Source organism: Mycobacterium sp. UM_Kg27 (genome assembly GCF_000972905.1).
Lineage (GTDB): Bacteria > Actinomycetota > Actinomycetes > Mycobacteriales > Mycobacteriaceae > Mycobacterium.
Window position 1 is genome coordinate 21394 of record NZ_JRMM01000004.1, and the last position, 16898, is coordinate 38291.

Consider the following 16898-nt stretch of genomic DNA (forward strand, 5'->3'; position numbering starts at 1 on the left):
CTGTCGGCCGACGCGATGACCGCCGGGTTCACCGATGTCACCGCCGCGCAGGCCGCATTGTCGCGCGGTGATGCACCAATAGTGTTGGGGGCGCTGCCTTTCCGGCCCGATTCCGCCGCGGCCCTGTTCGTCCCGCGCGAGGTGCGACGCGAAGAGGCGCTGCCGCCCGCACGCGATGCGGCGCTTCCCGCGGTCCACGTGGTCGCGCAGATTCCGCAGCCCGACGAGCATCGAGCCCGGATCCGCCGGGCCCTGGACGAACTGACCGCACCACGAAGCGCCCTGCGCAAGGTGGTGCTGGCCCGCGGGCTGCGCCTGGCCGCCGATGCCCCGCTGGACGCCGATACCCTCCTGCACCGGTTGGTCGCCGCGGACCCGAGCGGCTACGGCTACCTGGTCGACCTGAGCGCGGCCGGGCAGGCCTACGCCGGCACGGTCCTGGTCGGCGCCAGTCCTGAACTGTTGGTCGCCCGCGAAGGCGACCGAATCACCTGCCGGCCCTTCGCCGGTTCGGCGCCGCGCTCCCCCGATGCGGTAGTCGATGCCGCCAACGGAGCCGCGCTGGCCGAGTCCGGCAAGAACCGCCACGAGCATCAACTGGTCGTCGATCAGTTGCGTGCGGCCCTCGAGCCACTGTGCGTGGAACTCGACATAGCGCCGGAACCACAGCTCAGCAGGACCTCTGCGGTGTGGCACCTGAACACCCCGATCACCGGTCGGCTGCGCGACTGCTCCACCACTGCACTGGATTTGGCGCTGGCACTGCATCCGACGGCCGCGGTCGGCGGGGTTCCGACCGCCGCCGCGGTCGATCTCATCACCGAACTGGAGGGCGACCGGGGCTTTTACGCCGGCGCGGTCGGCTGGTGCGACGCCGCCGGTGACGGCCGCTGGGTGGTCTCGATCCGCTGCGCGCAACTGTCCGCCGACCAACGATCCGCGCTGGCCCATGCCGGCGGCGGGATCGTCGCCGAATCCGACCCGGACGAGGAACTGGCCGAAACGGTGACGAAGTTCGGCACGATCTTGTCGGCTATGGGCGTCGTTCCGCCCAGCGCAGCGCCGCTGGACTGAACAACGCCGCCAGCACCGCCACCGCCGCCACGCCGACCGCCACGCCGTAGCCCCAGCGGTGCGAGCCCACCCCCAGATACCAGGCGACCGGCAACAGCAGCAGATTGGCGAACACTGCTATGCCGCGCCCGAAGCGCCGGCCTCGCAGCAGCGCCCACCCGGCCGCCGACACCGCAACACCGACGAAGGCGAACCATGCCGCAGTGCCGTAGCCATTGGCGTCATGCTGATCCGCGCCGGCCAATGCCCGCAGTACCAGCACCACCGCGACAACAAGGGCGGCCGCGCCCTGCACAGCGACAATCAGGCCGGCGCCGAGCACAGCGCGCGGTGAGTCAGCGACGGCTTTCACGCCGCCAGCGTAACCACCCGAACCCATCGCCTCCGATGCCCATAGACTCGTATTTCGTGCGCGCCGTGCTGATCGTGAACCCCAATGCCACATCCACTACGCCGGCGGGGCGCGATCTGCTCGCCCACGCGCTCAAGAGCCGCCTCGACCTGACCGTGGTGCACACCGACTATCGCGGCCATGCCATCGAGATCAGTCAGGCCGCGAGCCGAGACGGCATCGACCTAGTTATCGCGCACGGCGGCGACGGGACCGTGCACGGCGTGGTCAACGGCCTGCTCGGGGCACCTGGTTCACCGCCACCGGCGCACCTGCCGGCGGTGGCGGTGGTGCCCGGCGGGTCGGCGAACGTGTTCGCGCGTTCGCTGGGCATCGCGGCCGACCCGATCGCCGCCACCAATCAGCTCATCGAATTGATCAACCCCCCAACCGGCCGGCCCGCGTGGCGCCGGATCGGGCTTATCGACTGCGGCGAGCGGTGGTCGGTTCTCAACGCCGGCATGGGAGTCGACGGCGAAGTGGTGGCCGCGGTGGAGGCCGAACGCGAGAAGGGCCACACCGTCACCCCACTGCGCTACATCCGCGCGGCGGTCCCCGCGGTACTGGCCACCACCCGCCGGGCGCCGACATTGACCTTGCAACTGGGCGACGACCAACCGGTCGAAGGGGTGCACTTCGTGTTCGTCTCGAACTGCGCTCCGTGGACCTATGCCGACGAGCGGTGCGTGTGGACCAACCCCGACACCACCTTCGAGTCGGGAATGGGCGTGTTCGCGACCACCAGCATGAAAGTTCTGCCCACGCTGAGGCTGGTTCGGCAGATGCTGTCGAAACGGCCCAAATTGCGCGCCAAACAGCTCATCCGCGACGACGATGTGGCCGCGCTGCGGGTGGATGCCGGCGACACACCGATAGCGACTCAGATCGATGGCGAATATCTCGGGCTGCGTACCGCGATGACGTTCCGGGCGGTTCCCGACGCGCTGGACGTCGTCGCCCCTCCGCTAGAGAAAGCTCGCTGATCTGCGAAGATAGCGCTCCAATCGCTCACTGAGCGCACAGTTGATCCCACTGTAGTACACCTGCACAGGAACGCCGTCAGCAGCCCCGCGAAAACGTGACCTTGACCACGTGATAAAGCGCACCCTTGACATCTGCCCAAGCTGTGAAACGATCGAGCGATCGGATGCAAGCCGTAATCATTTCTTGCGCCGCTTATACACAGTCGAAAAGCACTAGCGCACCCCGCTGCGCCCAAAGTAAGGAGTTGGAGACCTATGGATTGGCGCCACAAGGCGGTCTGTCGCGACGAGGACCCGGAGCTGTTCTTCCCGGTGGGAAACAGCGGCCCGGCTCTCGCCCAGATTGCTTCCGCTAAGCAGGTCTGCACCCGTTGCTCGGTGGTCACCGAGTGCCTGACCTGGGCGCTGGAGACCGGCCAGGACGCCGGCGTGTGGGGCGGCATGAGCGAAGACGAGCGACGTGCGCTCAAGCGCCGCAACGCTCGGACGCGGGCGCGCAGCGGGGTCTGACCCCAGACAAAGCGACGCGGCCCCGACTCAGTCGGGGCCGCGTCGTTTTGTGTCGAGACCTGCCTCACAACGCCTGACGGAGCCGGCGACCGCCGACCGGGATGCGCAGCACCATCTCGGTTCCGCCGCCCGGCGCGTCTTGCGCGGTCAGCGAGCCGTTGAGCTCCGCCGAGACCAGCGTGTTGACGATCTGCAGGCCGAGCCGGTCGGAAGTCTCCAGTCGGAACCCGTCGGGAAGCCCGTGGCCGTCGTCGTGGACCACGACGTCGAGCCAACGCGCCGAACGTTCGGCCCGGATGGTCACCGCTCGCCGGTCGGCCTCTGCCTCAAAGGCGTGCTCGATCGCGTTCTGCACCAGTTCGGTGATCACCATGATCAAGGCGGTGGCCCGGTCGGCGTCCAGCGACCCGATCGACCCGATCCGGGCGACATGAATCGGGATATCCACGCTGGCAACGTCGTTCATCATCGGCAGGATGCGGTCGATCACCTTGTCGAGGTTCACCACCTCGTCGACCGACATCGACAGCGCTTCGTGGACCAGTGCGATCGACGACACCCGCCGCACCGACTCCAGCAGCGCCTCGCGGCCTTCGGTACTGGTTGTGCGGCGGGCCTGCAGGCGCAGCAGCGCCGCCACGGTCTGCAGATTGTTCTTCACTCGATGATGGATCTCTCGAATGGTCGCGTCCTTGGAGAGCAGCGCGCGGTCGCGGCGCTTCACCTCGGTGACGTCGCGAACCAGCACCGCCGCCCCCGCCGGCCGGCCGTGCACGATCAGCGGCAGGGTGCGCAACAGAACGACCGCTCCGGCCGCGTCGACCTCGAACCGCATGCTCGAGCCACCGGACAGCGATTCACGCACATGTTCGGCCAGTTCGTGGGCCTCGAATGGGTCGGAGATCAGCGGCCGGGTGATGGCGACCAGGTCGTGGCCGGCCAGTTCGGCGGCCAGGCCCATGCGGTGGTAGGCCGACACCGCATTCGGGCTGGCGTAACGGACCGTGCCGTCGACGGCCAGCCGGATGAACCCGTCTCCCACGCGCGGACTCGAGCGCGACACCGCGATGTCGCCGACGTCTGGGAAGGTGCCCTCGGAGATCATGTGCACCAAATCGGCCGCGCAATCCAAGTAGGCCGCTTCCAGCCGGCTGGACTCCCGACGACCCGTCAGCGCGGTCTGGTGGGTCAGCACGGCCACGATCCGGTCGCCGTGACGCACCGGTACCGCTTCCATATTGCGTTGTCCGGCAATACCTTCTCGGCCGATGACGCCCGATTCGAATGCGGCGACCGCCAGCGGCATCCACTCCGGCACGACGATGGTGCCGACGGCGTCACTCAGCAGTACGGTGGGCGCGGTGTTGGGCCGGCATTGCGCCACGCACACCAGGGCACCGTCAGCGTCGGGGTCGCGGCGCACCCACATCAGGTAGTCGGCGAACGACAGGTCCGCCAGCAGCTGCCACTCCCCGACCACCGCATGCAGGTGGTCCACCGCACTGCCGGGCAGAACGGTGTGTTCGGCGAGCAGATCACCGAGGGTCGACATCGGCTAGCTCGCGCCGGTCACAGCGGCAGCGATCAGCTGATCACGGCGATCAGATCGCCGGCCTGAATCACGTCACCGACCTGCACGGCCACCTTGCTGATGGTGCCCGCGGTCTCGGCCAGCACCGGGATCTCCATCTTCATCGACTCCAGCAGCACCACGGTGTCGCCCTCGTTGATCTGGTCGCCCTCGTGGACCACGACCTCGAGCACGCTGGCCACGATCTCCGCGCGAACGTCCTCGGCCATCTTCACCTCGTTCATCACCCAGTCAACGATTGCGTACATCAAAAAGCTAGGCCCTATCGAACCACAACCCCCTCACGGCATCGGGCAGAGCGGCTCGGGTAAGCGAACTCCAAGATAATTAAGAGGACATAGAGAGTTCGATCCGTGATCGTGTCGTGTTTCTCCTGTGACAATTGCATAGCACCGTTACTCGAGTGTTTTGAACGCGTGACGAAATCGCCGTGACGCGGCACAAGTCGACACCGAACTTGAGGAGTAGCGCGTTGTCTGTAAACCGTCTTGCCCAGCCGCGAGTGCGGCTGACACTGATCTGCGCCGGCGCCATGACGCTGGCCACATTGGGATTCGGTGTCGCGTCCGCCAAAGCCGCCCCGGCCCTGGTCGATGACCCCATGCCGATTCCGACCCCCCTCAGCACCCCGACTCCCCTCGGCACCCCCAGCCCGCTCGGCGTGCCCGGCGCACTGGGCGTACCAGGTGCACTGGGCGCCCCCAGCCCACTGGGCATGCCCGGCTCTGCCGTCGGAGGCTCCTCAGCCGGCGTGAACGCCGCGAACTCCTTCCTGCAGGCGTTGAACGGCATGCTCAACCGCGTGGTCCCCGGCGTGGGGTCGATCATGCCCACCGACGTGAGCACTCTGACGCCGCCTGGGGCGCCCATGTCCGCGGGGCCTGCACTGGAGACCCCGCCCGCTCCGGCGACACCTCCGGCCCTGGTGCCGCAGACACTGGCGGGCGCTCGGAACTTCTCGGTGCACTGATCCTGAGACGGTGAGCCGGTCGTCGGATTCGCCCGACGGCCGGCCGCGGCCGACGGCTATGTCGTCAGCGTTGCGCTGCCACGACAGACCGGTCATCCGCGCGATTATCGCCAGGCCTGGTCGTGTGAGACACTTGTCAGCCGGAATACCTGCTAGGAGGGCCAATCATGGCAAAACGTGGCCGCAAGAAGCGCGATCGCAAGCACAGCAAAGCCAACCACGGCAAGCGACCCAACGCCTAGCGCGTTGGTTCAAGCTCGCCAGCACAGCTGACCGCAAGCCCGGCCTCAGGCCGGGCTTGCTGCAATTATCGGCCATCTCGAGGCCATAGCGGCGACCCGCTTCGCCCGCGCGTGTGATCGCCTCCGCGCCATGGCAGCGGGCCCGGATCAGCCCTCGCGGTGGATGATCGTGGTCCGGCTGATCTCCAGCCGCACGCGTTCGTAGAGACGCCGCGGGGCCTTGTCGCCACTGCATTTGCGGGCGATCAGCGTCTTGATCCGTTCCTCGACCCCGTAGTGCCGCAGGCAGCCGGGGCATTCCTCAAGGTGCTGGCGCAGTTTGGCCTTGGTCTCCGCCGTGCATTCGCCGTCGAGCAGGGTCCATACTTCGGCGATCACCTCCGAACAGTTGGCATGGGATTCGCCGTCGGCCGGTTGCGTGTTGCAGTCTCGCGAGTGTTCGGTCACGACGACACCTCCTCGGAAGTCTGGCCGTCGCGAATGAATCCACGATCGCGGGCTACGTCGGCCAGCAGACTGCGCAACTGTCGCCTGCCGCGGTGCAAACGCGACATCACCGTGCCGATCGGCGTATCCATGATCTCAGCGATCTCCTTGTACGGGAATCCTTCGACGTCGGCGTAGTACACCGCCATCCGGAATTCTTCGGGAAGCTGCTGCAGCGCCTCTTTGATCTCGGTGTCAGGCAGCGACTCCAGAGCCTCTACCTCCGCTGAGCGCAGCCCCGTCGAAGAGTGTTCGGCGGTGGCCGCCAGCTGCCAGTCGGTGATCTCGTCGGTCGGGTACTCCGCCGGTGAGCGTTGCTTCTTGCGGTAGCTGTTGATGTAGGTGTTGGTCAGGATGCGGTACAGCCACGCCTTGAGGTTGGTGCCCTCTCGAAAGGAGCGGAACCCGGCATAGGCCTTGACCATGGTCTCCTGCAACAGGTCCTCGGCATCGGCAGGATTGCGCGTCATGCGCAGCGCGCCGCCGTAGAGCTGATCGAGCATGGGTATCGCATCGCGTTCGAACCGAGCGGTCAGCTGCGCGTCGGTCTCATCGGAACGTACCGGCGCCTTGGCTTCGGTCGAAGCCTCGGTCCCGGTACCGGACGCACTCTCGCCGTCAGCCATCTGTATCGTCGCTGCCCCTTCTGTCGCGGTGCCCACAACCAGCCCAGCCGATAGCTCGCGTTCCAGCAGACCGATCGCCGTTGACATCGGCGACTCCTTTCCGATCCTAGGGCCGTGATCGACGACTTGGCGCAGCGACCACACCAACTGGCTTAGTCAACAGCGTTGGCCATGGCACTATTTCCCGGCCGTATCCTGGCGCGGTGAGTCGTGCGGCAACCCGAGCTGTAGCGGCCCTGATCGCCGCGCAGGTGCCCTACGAGGTGTTGCGTTACCGGCATGAGCCAGACCAGCGTGCTTTCGGAGCCGAAGCCGTCGAGCAGCTCGCGGCCGAGGGACCGGGCGGGGTGCGCCCCGAGCAGATCTTCAAGACGCTGGTGGTGGCGATCCCGCCCGGACTGGCGATCGCGGTCCTGCCGGTGCCGGCCAAGCTGTCGTTGAAGGCGGTCGCCGCCGCACTCGGGGCGCCCAAGGCCGCAATGGCCGACCCGGCGGCGGCACAACGAGCGACCGGTTACGTGCTGGGCGGGATCTCGCCGCTCGGGCAGCGCAAAGCTTTGCCGACCGTGGTGGATGCCTCGGCGCTGGGCTTTGACCGGGTGCTGTGCAGCGCGGGGCAACGCGGCGTGGACGTGGCGGTGGCACCTGCGGATCTGATCCGGGTGACGGGGGCGATCACCGCGGACATCCAGGCCCGCTGACCCCGCGGTTGCCGGCGTTCAACGGTCCAGAACCGAACCGGGATCGTCGCGCGGTGCGTTCCCGAGCGCATCGTCGACGGTCGCGGCGAACGACAATTCGGCGTCGATACCCGCGGCGTCCACCACCCGGGCGGTGATGTGCTGGTCGCTGACAAGGCAGAGCCGGATGCCGCGCCGACGGCAGCTGGCCGACTCTTCAACCAGCACCGCGAACGCGCAGATTCCCATGAATTCGAGGGCGCTGGTATCGATGATCAGCGGCCCGGGAGCTGTTGCCACCTCCGCGGCCTCGCCGACCAGGCGACGCCAGACGGCGATGTTGGACGCGTCGACACTGCCACCCGCGTGAACCAGCAGCGCTGAGCCGCGCCGCTCCACCAGGACATGCAGCTCTTCTTCCGCAGGAACCTCCGGCGCGACGAACGCCTCGCCGACGCACGCCTCGCCGACGACGCCACCGACGGCCATCGCGGCGACCGGAACCGCTTCCATCCGCTCCGGCCCGGCACCGTTGCGGCGCCAACCAGCGCAGCGGCTGAGTTTACGGCGTAAACCGAACAGCATGGAATTGAAGCTACGCCGGATTGTTTACGTTGTAAACCTGTCTGCGGGGGGCTCCCTAGACCGCGTTTCCGTCCCCCCGCTGCAACCCGCTCCACCCCCGGACACGCCGCCGCCCCGCACGCCGTAATCGGCGCACGGGGCGGTGTTCTCGCTTGTTAGTCCTTGAAGGCGTCCTTGATGTTCTCACCGGCCTTCTTCAGGCTGGACTTGCCCTGGTCAGCCTTGCCCTCGTTCCTGAGGTCGTCATTGCCGGTGACCTTGCCGGCGGCCTCTTTGGCCTTGCCCGCGACGTCCTCCGCGGCATGTTTGGCTTTGTCTGCCAATCCCATCGTGAACTCCTCCCTCATGTGGCGTTGCGACAGAAGGGATACCCACCATGTTTACGACGTAAACCCTCATCGGGTGGCCCGATCGCTTCAGCGCCGGGCGATCAGCAGCTCGAGCCGGTCCAGGATGGCCTCCAGCGCCTCCTCGAACTCCGCGGTGCTGCGGTCCTGCGACAACATCGGCTGCAGGCGTAGCAGGTGCGGGTAGTCGGTAAGGTCGCGCCCGGACCGCGCGCCCCTGTCATCGAGAAGCACCTCGTCGGGGTGCAGTTCCGCGCCGCGTGCCGACACTTCCAACAGCAGATGACCGATCAGGAACGTGGTGTAGGAACGGTAGGCGGACACCGCGGCGCCGTCGTCGAATCCATAGGTGATCAGCGTGTCGAGGAAGCTCTCCATCCAGCGCAGGCTGCGCAGCGGTGGCCGAACCCACGGGGCCTCCGGGGCCTGGGTGGCGACCAGCGGAAAGACCTCCGGATGGTCGAGTGCGATCTGGCGTACCCCGTGCGCCAGCCGCATGAGGTAGTCCTGCCAGCCGTCTTCCTGGCGTCGCGCCGCGAGCTGATCCGCGTAGAGCCGGTCGACGATATGGTCGACAACTCCGGTGAGCAGGTCACCACGGCCGTGCACATAGCGGTACAGCGCCATCGCCTCGACTCCGCAGGCTGCCCCCAACCCGCGCATGGTCAACTTCGACAGTCCGTGCCGGTCGATGAAGTCGATGGCCATTTCCAGGATCGCGTCACGGCTCAGGTGCGACGGCCGCAGACCTTCGCCGATGTCCGCCCCCTCGGCGTGCACCGGCCGCTGCGCACCGCGATCGCCGGCATCCACCCAGATCACCCTTTTCACCGCATCGACGGCCCGACTCCAGCGGCCTCCTGCGATCCGCTTCGCGCACCGACCGCGAGTTTACGTCGTAAGCTCGCCACGATAGGCCAAAGCGGCCATAGTCGCGTCCACCGGCTAGCGGGTGAGCGCCTTGACGTCACTGGGATGGCCGGCCAGCGGGGTCACCCGGATATCCATGTAGGCGAACAATGGGAGCCCGGAAAGTATCTGGTGCAGTTCGTCATTCGACGCGACATCGAAGATCGAGATGTTCGAGTACTCGCCGACGATCCGCCAGATGTGCGGCCACTTGCCTGACCGCTGCAGATCCTGGGAGTACGCCTTTTCGCTGGCCACAATCTCGGCACGGACCTGCGGGTCGAGGTCGTGCGGGATGCGCACATCCATCCGTACGTGAAACAGCATGGCGGCCTCAGTCCTGCACCGGGTCGAGGACGAAGTTGTAGGTCACCGCGAAGCTGCCGTGGCATTGCGCCGCTGAATCCAGCTTCGAGCAACCCCGACGCGTCCAGATCGACGCCTGGCGCCGTGCGCTCAACCTTCTACGCCGGCCGGTTGCCGAACTGCCCGTCGATCAAGCACCGGTGCCGCGGTTTTCGCGACCACCTCGTCATAGCCGACCCCGGGCGCCAGCTCCACCAAGGCGAAACGGTCGCCGGCGACATCGAGCACCCCGAGGTCGGTGATCACCCGGCTGACCACACCGCGTCCGGTCAGCGGCAGATCGCAGGCGGCGACCAGTTTGGCGGCACCAGCCTTGGTGGTGTGATCCATCAGGACGATCACCCGGCGCACGCCGCTGACCAGATCCATGGCACCGCCCATGCCCTTGACCATGGCCCCCGGCACCATCCAGTTGGCCAGGTCACCGTTGGCCGCCACCTGCATGCCGCCCAGCACGGCCACATCGACATGGCCACCGCGGATCATCGCGAAGCTGGTCGCGGAGTCGAAATACGCTGCCCCGGGCAACACCGTGACGGTCTGCTTTCCGGCGTTGATCAGGTCCGGGTCGACTTCATGGTCGTAGGGGAAAGGCCCGACGCCGAGGATGCCGTTCTCGGCGTGCAGCGTGATGCTGGAGTCGTCGGGCAGGTGACCGGGAATCAGGGTGGGCAGGCCGATGCCCAGGTTGACGTAGTCGCCGTCGTGCAGTTCCCGGGCCGCTCGCGCGGCCATCTCGTCGCGGGTCCAGCTCATCGTGTCGCCTCCTGCTCTTGATTGCCCGCCTCCCGGGCGGCCTCGTGGCTCGCCCGCGCCGTCATCGGCCGGGTGGTGCGCTTCTCGATGTCCTTGCGCGCGGCCTGCTCCGGAGTCAGTGCCAGGATTCGCTTGACGAAGATCCCGGGCAGGTGAACCGCGTCGGGATGCAGTTCCCCGACCTCGACCACCCGCTCGGCTTCGACGATGGTGGTCCGTCCAGACATGGCTGCCGGGGGGTTGAAATTGCGTGCCGCGGCGTGGAATTGACAGTTGCCTGCCTTATCGGCGACCGCGGCGCGCACCAGCGCATAGTCGGTGGTGATGCCCTCCTCGAGCACCATGTCGGTGCCGCGGAAGTTGCGTACCTCTTTGGGCGGTGAGGCGATGGCGATGCTGCCGTCGGGGTGATACCGCCAGGGCAGTCCCCCGTCGGCGACGGCGGTGCCGACCCCGGTGGGGGTGAAGAAGGCGCCGATGCCGCTGCCCCCGGCGCGCATCCTTTCGGCCAGGGTGCCCTGCGGGGTGAGCTCGACGGTCAGTTCACCGGACAGGTACTGGCGGGCGAATTCCTTGTTCTCCCCGACGTAGGAGGCGATGACCCGGCTGATCCGGCGCGCGTCGAGCAACAGGCCCAGCCCGGCACCGTCGACCCCGCAGTTGTTGGACACGATGGTCAGGTCGGTGGCGCCCTGTTCAAGGAGGGCCTCGATGAGAAACCACGGGATGCCGGCCAGCCCGAAGCCGCCGACGGCCAGACTCGCGCTGTCGGGTATGTCGGCGACCGCCGCGGCCGCAGATTCGACCACTTTGTTCAGGCTCATGGGCGCTCCAGGTGTTCGATGAGGGCTGGCGTGATGATCTCGGGTTGTTCGGCGTTGGCCAGGTGAGCGGCCTGCGAAACGACCAGCAGCCGACCGTTTTTGACGCCGGCCGCGATCTCTTCAAGCTTGGCCGGCGGGGTGGCGGGGTCGTCAGCGCCAGCGACGGCCAGGGTCGGGGCGGTGATGGCGGCCAGGTCGCCGCGGACGTCCAGGCCGGCGATCGCCTCGCAGCAGCCGGCGTAGCCCTGCGCGGGTGTCGCGGCGACCATGGCTTCGCCCTCGGCACGGACGTCGGGGGGCGCCGCAAGGTATTGCGGGGTGAACCACCGCTGTACCACCGCGCCGGCACCGCGGGCGCGGACCGTCGCGGCCCGTTCCTGCCAGGCGGTGGCCGGTGGCAGGTGCGCGGCCGTGCACAGCACGGCCAACCGGTCGACCCGCTCGGGGTTGCGGGCCGCGACCCGCATCGCGGTCATCCCGCCCAGCGACAGTCCGACCAGGTGTGCCCGCTCCACACCGAGCCGGTCAAGCAGTGCGATCACGTCGTCGGCCAGGTCGTCGATGGTGTACGGCCCGTCCGGGACCGGGGATTGGCCGTGCCCACGAGTGTCGTAGCGCACCACCTGGAACCGGTCCTGCAGCGCGCCGATCTGGGCGTCCCACATCCGGTGGGTCGATCCCAGCGAGTTGGACAGCAGCAGGACCGGACCGCCTGCGCGGCCGGTGATCACGGCGTGCACCGCGACGGCGCTCATCGCCCGGCCTCGAAGACGGCGGCCGGGTCGCGCACGGGCCCGATATCGGCGGAAATGGTCACGTTTTCAACAGTAATGACCAGTATTGATATTCTGAAATACTTGTATTTCGCTCATTGATATATTGTCTTTATCAATCCTTCCGGGGAGTCGACCCGCCCGATTTCGGCGCGAAGCGTCGGACCGCCCCAACGATCCCCCGCCCTTGCGACCCCGGCCATCCGGCGATAAGCGAGGTCATCGGCGGCATAGGGTGACCAACATGGCCAACACAGGACCCCTCTCCGGCAAGACCATGTTCATCTCGGGCGCCAGCCGCGGTATCGGCCTGGCGATCGCCAAGCGCGCCGCCCGCGACGGCGCCAACGTCGCGCTGATCGCCAAGACCGCCGAACCGCACCCGAAGCTCGACGGCACGATCTATACCGCGGCCGCCGAAATCGAAGAGGCCGGCGGGCAGGCACTGCCGATCGTCGGTGACATCCGTGACGGGGACTCCGTGGCAGGGGCCGTGGCCGCCACCGTCGAGCGGTTCGGCGGCATCGACATCTGCGTGAACAATGCCTCGGCGATCAACCTGGGTTCGATCCTCGAAGTGCCGCTGAAACGCTTCGACCTGATGAACGGCATCGAGGTGCGCGGCACCTACGCGGTGTCGCAGGCCTGCATCCCGCACATGATAGGCCGCGACAACCCGCACATCCTGACGCTGTCCCCGCCGATCCGGCTGGAGCCTCAGTGGCTCAAGCCCACCGCCTACATGATGGCCAAGTTCGGGATGACGCTGTGCGCCCTCGGGATGGCCGAGGAACTGCGCCAGCACGGGATCGCCTCCAACACGCTGTGGCCGCGCACCATGATCGCGACCGCCGCGGTACAGAACCTGCTCGGCGGAGACGAGGCGATGGCACGCTCTCGCACCCCGGAGATCTACGCCGACGCCGCATACGCCATCGTGACCAAGCCGGCCCGCGAATACACCGGCAACTCTTTGCTGTGCGAGGACGTGCTGGTGGACTCCGGCGTCACCGACCTGTCGGTCTATGACTGTGTGCCCGGCAGCGACCTGGGCGTAGACCTGTGGGTCGACACCGTCAACCCGCCGGGCTACGTGCAGAGCTGACCACGGCCCCGCCGGAACCCGTCGGGATGACCAGTCTGAAGCAGGCGCCCCCGTTTCGGGGAACGCACGTCAGGGTCCCCCCGTGCGCCTCGGCCAGCGCCCGGGCGATCGGCAGGCCCAGTCCCGCACCGCCGTGGTCGCGCCCGCGGGCGCTGTCCAGACGCACCAGCCGATCGAAGATCCGCTCGGCGTCCTCGGCACTCACACCTATGCCGGTGTCGGTGACGACCACCGCGACACCCCCGCTGTCTTTGCCGACGTCGACGTTGATCTGTCCACCGGGCGGTGTGTAACGGCGCGCGTTGTCGAGCAGGTTGGACAGAATCTGCGCGACGCGCGTGGGGTCGACCCGGGCGGTCACTGAGTCCAGGCCGGTCCGCCCGATCCGGAGTTGCGGAGCAAGCAGCGCGGCCCGGTCCAGCTGGGTGTCGATGATGCCGACCAGATCGATGTCTTTGAGCTCCAACGGCAATCCGGCATCGATATAGCTCAGGTCCAGCATGTCGGTGACCAGCCGGGTCGCCCGCCGCGCTTCGGTCAACAACAGGCTGGCACGACGATGCTGGCGAAGTACCTCGGGCTCGATGGCGTCCTCACCGATGGACTGGCCGACATGCACGCCGACGTTTCCGGCGATCTGCTCGGCAGCGGCCTGCATTCCCGCTATCGGGGTGCGCAGCTCATGGGCAGCGTCGGCGAGGAAACGCCGCACTGCCGCTTCGGCTCGCTGCGCCCCCTGCGCGGCGCTCTGAGCCCGCTTCTCGGAGTTCTCCAGCTCGTCGAGCATGTCGTCGAAAGCTTCTGCCGCCCGACCCAGTTCGGTCCTGGGACGGTCTGGGCGCAGCCGCCGACCCCGATCCCCCGTGGTGATGTCGCGGGCGAGATCGGTGAGACGATCCAGCGGCGCCAGCAGCGCGCGACTCGCTCCGGCCAACAAGGTCGATGCCAGTAGCAAGGTCCCCAGCCCGGCCTCGATCATCAAGCGCCGCAATCGGCGCAGCGTCTCGTCGGACTCCGTGGTGTCGGCGACCAGGATCACCCGGTCGCCGTTGGCCAGGGGATGCACCAGGACTGTCGCGGTGTCGTCGGGCTCAAGCGGCGGGGCCGGAAACTTCGATCCGGTGGTCGCGTCGGGCTCGATCGCGGGGTCACCGTAGCTGGTGCCGTCGGCGGTGACTACGAGTGCGGCGATGATGCCGCCGTTGAGTTGTTCGGACATCTGTTCAGCCGAGATGCCCAGTGCTACGAGGGAATCCGCCCGAGCCGTCGCCGCTGCCAGTCGTTCGTGCACGCTGCGGGTCGCCAGCGCGGTCAAACTGGCATTGATCACCAGCCCCATCGCCAGCATGAGCATGACAAGCAACGCCAGCACCATCAGCGTCAGGCGACGCCGCAGCGAGGGAGTGGCGGTCATGAACCCGAAAGTTCCAGCCGGTAGCCGATCCCGCGCACGGTATGCAGGATTCGTGGTCCGTGCGCCTCGAGCTTCTGCCTCAACCCACTGATGTGGACCTGCACCAGGTTGGGGTCGTATGCCTCATAACCCCATACCGCGTTAAGGATCTGCGCGCTGCTGACGATACGACCGCGCTGTTCGACAAGGTAGACCAGCACCCGCAGCTCGGTGGCGGTCAGACCCAGAGGGGTGCCGGAGCGGGCGGCCACCCCGGCGTCGACATCGACCATCAGATCCCCGAACTGCACGGCAGCCGGTAGCCGGCCCCGCCGACGGAGCACCGCACCGACCCGCGACACCAGCTCGGCCAACTCGAACGGCTTGACCACGTAGTCGTCGGCGCCGCCGTCAAGACCGCGCAGCCGGTCGGGTAAGCCGTCACGCGCGGTGAGCAACACCACCCCCACCTCGCCCCAGCGCAGGATCACATCCATCAGCGCGAAGCCATCGCGTCCCGGCAGCATGACGTCGAGAACCACCAGGTCCGGCCGGAATCCGTCCAGCACCTCCTCCAGACCGTGACCGTCGGGCTGGGTGTCGGTGAGGTAGCCGGCGTCGGCCAGCGCCTCGCTGACCATCTCGCGGATGGCCTCGGAGTCCTCGACCACCAGAACCCGCGGCGTTCCCACGCTGAAGGGGGTACCGCCGCGACGGTCGGCGGACCGGGAATCGGCCATGGTCCATTGATAACACCGTCGCGCCGTCAAGGGGAGGCCCGACCGGCGCGGCTTGCGCTCACCGCCGCGTTCTTCAGGTTCACTTCAAGTTGACTGTTTACGGTCACGGAGACCGAGTGCGCCCGGTGGCCTGCCGCACCGGCGCGAACCGGGAAATTCAGGAGGCACCATGACGCCTACTAATAACAGGCCTATCTGACAATGGATTTCGCGATTCTGCCACCAGAGGTCAACTCGAGCCGGATGTATTCGGGGGCAGGAGCACAGCCATTGCTGGCCGCTGCCGCCGCCTGGAGCGCCCTGGCCGCCGAACTGAACAGCGCGGGACTGGCCTACGACTCGATGATCGATGAGCTGTCCGCCGGCTGGGCCGGCCCCAGCGCCGCCGCGATGGCCGCCGCCGCGGCACCGTACGCCCAGTGGATGCATGCCACCGCCGCCCAGGCCGAACACACCGCTTCGTCGGCCCGCACGGCGGCCGCCGCCTACGATGCGGCGTTCGCGATGACCGTGCCTCCCCCGGCGGTCACCGCCAACCGCACTCAGATGATGTCGCTGCTCGCCACCAACTATCTGGGTCAGAACACGGCCGCCATCGCGGCCACCGACGCCCAGTACTACGAGATGTGGGCCCAGGACGCCACCGCCATGTACGGCTATGCCACCAGCTCCGCTGCCGCCACCAGGCTGGTTCCGTTCACCGAGCCCCCGCGCACCACCAATCCCACCGGCACGGCGAATCAGGCCGGAGCGGTAGGCCAGGCCACAGCCACCGCGGCAGGCGGCCACGCCGATTCCGCGGCTGCGGCGATCACCCAGGCACTGCAGGGTCTCGGCGCGCCAGGATCGGCGGCAGCGGGATCCAATGCGACGCTGACGAGTTCCATCGGTTCAGCGGCGGCAATGGAGCCCGGGCTGGCGGCGTCCTACCTGGCATTGGCCTCCAGCCTGTTCGGCACTTTCGTCATCGACTCGGCCGGTACCTTCGGCGTGGACGCGGCCGGCACCTTCGGGATCGACCTGATCGGCGTCGGCGAGATCGAGAGTGAACTGCTGCCGGAGATGGCTCTGACCGGCGCGCTCACTCCGGTGAGCGCCGAGATGGGTGAAGCGGCCACGCTCAGCGGTCTGTCGGTGCCGCAGGCCTGGGCCACCGCGGCGCCGACGACCACCGTGATCCAGCAGTTCAGCGCCGCATTGCCCAACGCCGGGCAAGCTGCAGTGCCCGCCGCCGCGGCCGGGGCCTCCGCGCTGCCGCTGGCCGCCATCGGCGCCGCCGGGTTGGCCGGCCGGGCCACCGCGGGCCTCGGGCGGGGTCGCGCCGCCACCCCGAACCCGAAAGCCGCCCCCAAACGGGCACCGCGCGCCATGGTCAAACAGCGCGACCAAACCGAGAAGCCGAAGAAACCGCCGGTACGTCCATTGCACGGCCCCATCACCCGGATCTCCGGTGAGCTGCGGGAACTGGCCGATCTGCGCGATGCCGGGATCCTCACCGAAGAAGAGTTCACCCGGGAAAAGCAGCGCCTTCTCGGCCGGTAGCCCCC

Annotated in this window: 22 protein-coding genes; 7 read left to right on the plus strand and 15 right to left on the minus strand. The window is 67.7% G+C overall.

Annotated elements, in window-relative coordinates; genetic code table 11:
• Positions 1-15 precede the first annotated feature (15 nt).
• A complete protein-coding gene (locus LI94_RS01265) occupies positions 16-1074 on the plus strand; it encodes an isochorismate synthase (RefSeq protein ID WP_046300050.1) in 1059 nt (352 codons plus the stop codon).
• On the opposite strand, the gene LI94_RS01270 is transcribed toward LI94_RS01265, so the two are convergent.
• Positions 1034-1453: a hypothetical protein gene (locus LI94_RS01270; RefSeq protein WP_046300051.1), complete on the minus strand. Its 420-nt coding sequence runs from the start codon at positions 1451-1453 to the stop codon at positions 1034-1036. The two genes, LI94_RS01265 and LI94_RS01270, sit on opposite strands and share 41 nt — an antisense overlap.
• 29 nt (positions 1454-1482) lie before the next feature.
• Here LI94_RS01270 and LI94_RS01275 point away from each other — a divergent pair, with 29 nt between their 5' ends.
• Together LI94_RS01275 and LI94_RS01280 are read left to right on the plus strand one after the other, a co-directional pair.
• Positions 1483-2448 (plus strand): diacylglycerol kinase family protein, encoded by a 966-nt coding sequence (locus tag LI94_RS01275; protein WP_046300074.1) that lies wholly within the window; start codon positions 1483-1485, stop codon positions 2446-2448.
• Between the two features lie 255 nt (positions 2449-2703).
• Positions 2704-2958, plus strand: a complete 255-nt coding sequence (locus tag LI94_RS01280; RefSeq protein ID WP_024443658.1) for a WhiB family transcriptional regulator — start codon at positions 2704-2706, stop codon at positions 2956-2958.
• Between the two features lie 64 nt (positions 2959-3022).
• On the opposite strand, the gene LI94_RS01285 is transcribed toward LI94_RS01280, so the two are convergent.
• Complete coding sequence (locus tag LI94_RS01285) at positions 3023-4510, minus strand: PAS domain-containing sensor histidine kinase (protein WP_024443657.1); 1488 nt, start codon at positions 4508-4510, stop codon at positions 3023-3025.
• 32 nt (positions 4511-4542) lie between these two features.
• A complete protein-coding gene (locus LI94_RS01290) occupies positions 4543-4758 on the minus strand; it encodes a biotin/lipoyl-binding carrier protein (RefSeq protein WP_036458599.1) in 216 nt (71 codons plus the stop codon).
• A gap of 263 nt (positions 4759-5021) precedes the next feature.
• Here LI94_RS01290 and LI94_RS01295 point away from each other — a divergent pair, with 263 nt between their 5' ends.
• Positions 5022-5519 carry a hypothetical protein gene (locus LI94_RS01295; protein WP_152664723.1) on the plus strand — a complete coding sequence of 166 codons (498 nt, stop codon included), beginning with the start codon at positions 5022-5024 and terminating at the stop codon, positions 5517-5519.
• Between the two features lie 389 nt (positions 5520-5908).
• Here LI94_RS01295 and rsrA read toward each other — a convergent pair whose 3' ends face one another.
• Positions 5909-6208, minus strand: a complete 300-nt coding sequence (rsrA, locus tag LI94_RS01300; protein WP_046300053.1) for a mycothiol system anti-sigma-R factor — start codon at positions 6206-6208, stop codon at positions 5909-5911.
• Positions 6205-6960, minus strand: a complete 756-nt coding sequence (locus tag LI94_RS01305) for a sigma-70 family RNA polymerase sigma factor (protein WP_036458587.1) — start codon at positions 6958-6960, stop codon at positions 6205-6207. The genes rsrA and LI94_RS01305 overlap by 4 nt, the downstream gene beginning before the upstream one ends.
• Before the next feature lie 116 nt (positions 6961-7076).
• On the opposite strand from LI94_RS01305, the gene LI94_RS01310 reads away from it, so the two are divergent.
• Complete coding sequence (locus tag LI94_RS01310; RefSeq protein WP_046300054.1) at positions 7077-7574, plus strand: aminoacyl-tRNA deacylase; 498 nt, start codon at positions 7077-7079, stop codon at positions 7572-7574.
• Positions 7575-7592: 18 nt separating this feature from the next.
• Here the strand turns inward: LI94_RS01310 and LI94_RS01315 are convergent, their stop codons facing one another.
• The 8 genes from LI94_RS01315 to pcaD form a co-directional block, all read right to left on the minus strand.
• Positions 7593-8138 (minus strand): anti-sigma factor antagonist, encoded by a 546-nt coding sequence (locus LI94_RS01315; RefSeq protein ID WP_052739846.1) that lies wholly within the window; start codon positions 8136-8138, stop codon positions 7593-7595.
• Positions 8139-8293: 155 nt separating this feature from the next.
• On the minus strand, positions 8294-8467 hold the full coding sequence (locus tag LI94_RS01320; RefSeq protein ID WP_024443650.1) for a CsbD family protein: 174 nt from the start codon (positions 8465-8467) through the stop codon (positions 8294-8296).
• 87 nt (positions 8468-8554) lie between these two features.
• Entirely contained in the window at positions 8555-9193 is a 639-nt protein-coding gene (locus tag LI94_RS01325; RefSeq protein WP_152664725.1) for a TetR/AcrR family transcriptional regulator C-terminal domain-containing protein, read from the minus strand.
• 237 nt (positions 9194-9430) lie between these two features.
• Positions 9431-9721: a muconolactone Delta-isomerase gene (gene catC / locus LI94_RS01330; protein ID WP_024443648.1), complete on the minus strand. Its 291-nt coding sequence runs from the start codon at positions 9719-9721 to the stop codon at positions 9431-9433.
• A gap of 7 nt (positions 9722-9728) precedes the next feature.
• Entirely contained in the window at positions 9729-9854 is a 126-nt protein-coding gene (locus tag LI94_RS24925) for a hypothetical protein (protein ID WP_255341891.1), read from the minus strand.
• Complete coding sequence (locus tag LI94_RS01335; RefSeq protein ID WP_046300055.1) at positions 9851-10516, minus strand: CoA transferase subunit B; 666 nt, start codon at positions 10514-10516, stop codon at positions 9851-9853. Before LI94_RS01335 ends, LI94_RS24925 begins: the two co-directional genes overlap by 4 nt.
• A complete protein-coding gene (locus LI94_RS01340; RefSeq protein WP_024443646.1) occupies positions 10513-11340 on the minus strand; it encodes a CoA transferase subunit A in 828 nt (275 codons plus the stop codon). The genes LI94_RS01335 and LI94_RS01340 overlap by 4 nt, the downstream gene beginning before the upstream one ends.
• Positions 11337-12095 (minus strand): 3-oxoadipate enol-lactonase, encoded by a 759-nt coding sequence (gene pcaD, locus LI94_RS01345; protein ID WP_046300056.1) that lies wholly within the window; start codon positions 12093-12095, stop codon positions 11337-11339. The genes LI94_RS01340 and pcaD overlap by 4 nt, the downstream gene beginning before the upstream one ends.
• 262 nt (positions 12096-12357) lie before the next feature.
• Here pcaD and LI94_RS01350 point away from each other — a divergent pair, with 262 nt between their 5' ends.
• Positions 12358-13218: an NAD(P)-dependent oxidoreductase gene (locus LI94_RS01350; RefSeq protein WP_081654624.1), complete on the plus strand. Its 861-nt coding sequence runs from the start codon at positions 12358-12360 to the stop codon at positions 13216-13218.
• Here the strand turns inward: LI94_RS01350 and LI94_RS01355 are convergent.
• Together LI94_RS01355 and LI94_RS01360 are read right to left on the minus strand one after the other, a co-directional pair.
• Complete coding sequence (locus LI94_RS01355) at positions 13190-14632, minus strand: HAMP domain-containing sensor histidine kinase (RefSeq protein WP_046300057.1); 1443 nt, start codon at positions 14630-14632, stop codon at positions 13190-13192. The two genes, LI94_RS01350 and LI94_RS01355, sit on opposite strands and share 29 nt — an antisense overlap.
• Positions 14629-15351 carry a response regulator transcription factor gene (locus tag LI94_RS01360; protein WP_024443642.1) on the minus strand — a complete coding sequence of 241 codons (723 nt, stop codon included), beginning with the start codon at positions 15349-15351 and terminating at the stop codon, positions 14629-14631. The genes LI94_RS01355 and LI94_RS01360 overlap by 4 nt, the downstream gene beginning before the upstream one ends.
• A 201-nt stretch (positions 15352-15552) precedes the next feature.
• On the opposite strand from LI94_RS01360, the gene LI94_RS01365 reads away from it, so the two are divergent.
• Positions 15553-16893, plus strand: a complete 1341-nt coding sequence (locus tag LI94_RS01365; RefSeq protein ID WP_046300058.1) for a PPE domain-containing protein — start codon at positions 15553-15555, stop codon at positions 16891-16893.
• Positions 16894-16898 lie beyond the last annotated feature (5 nt).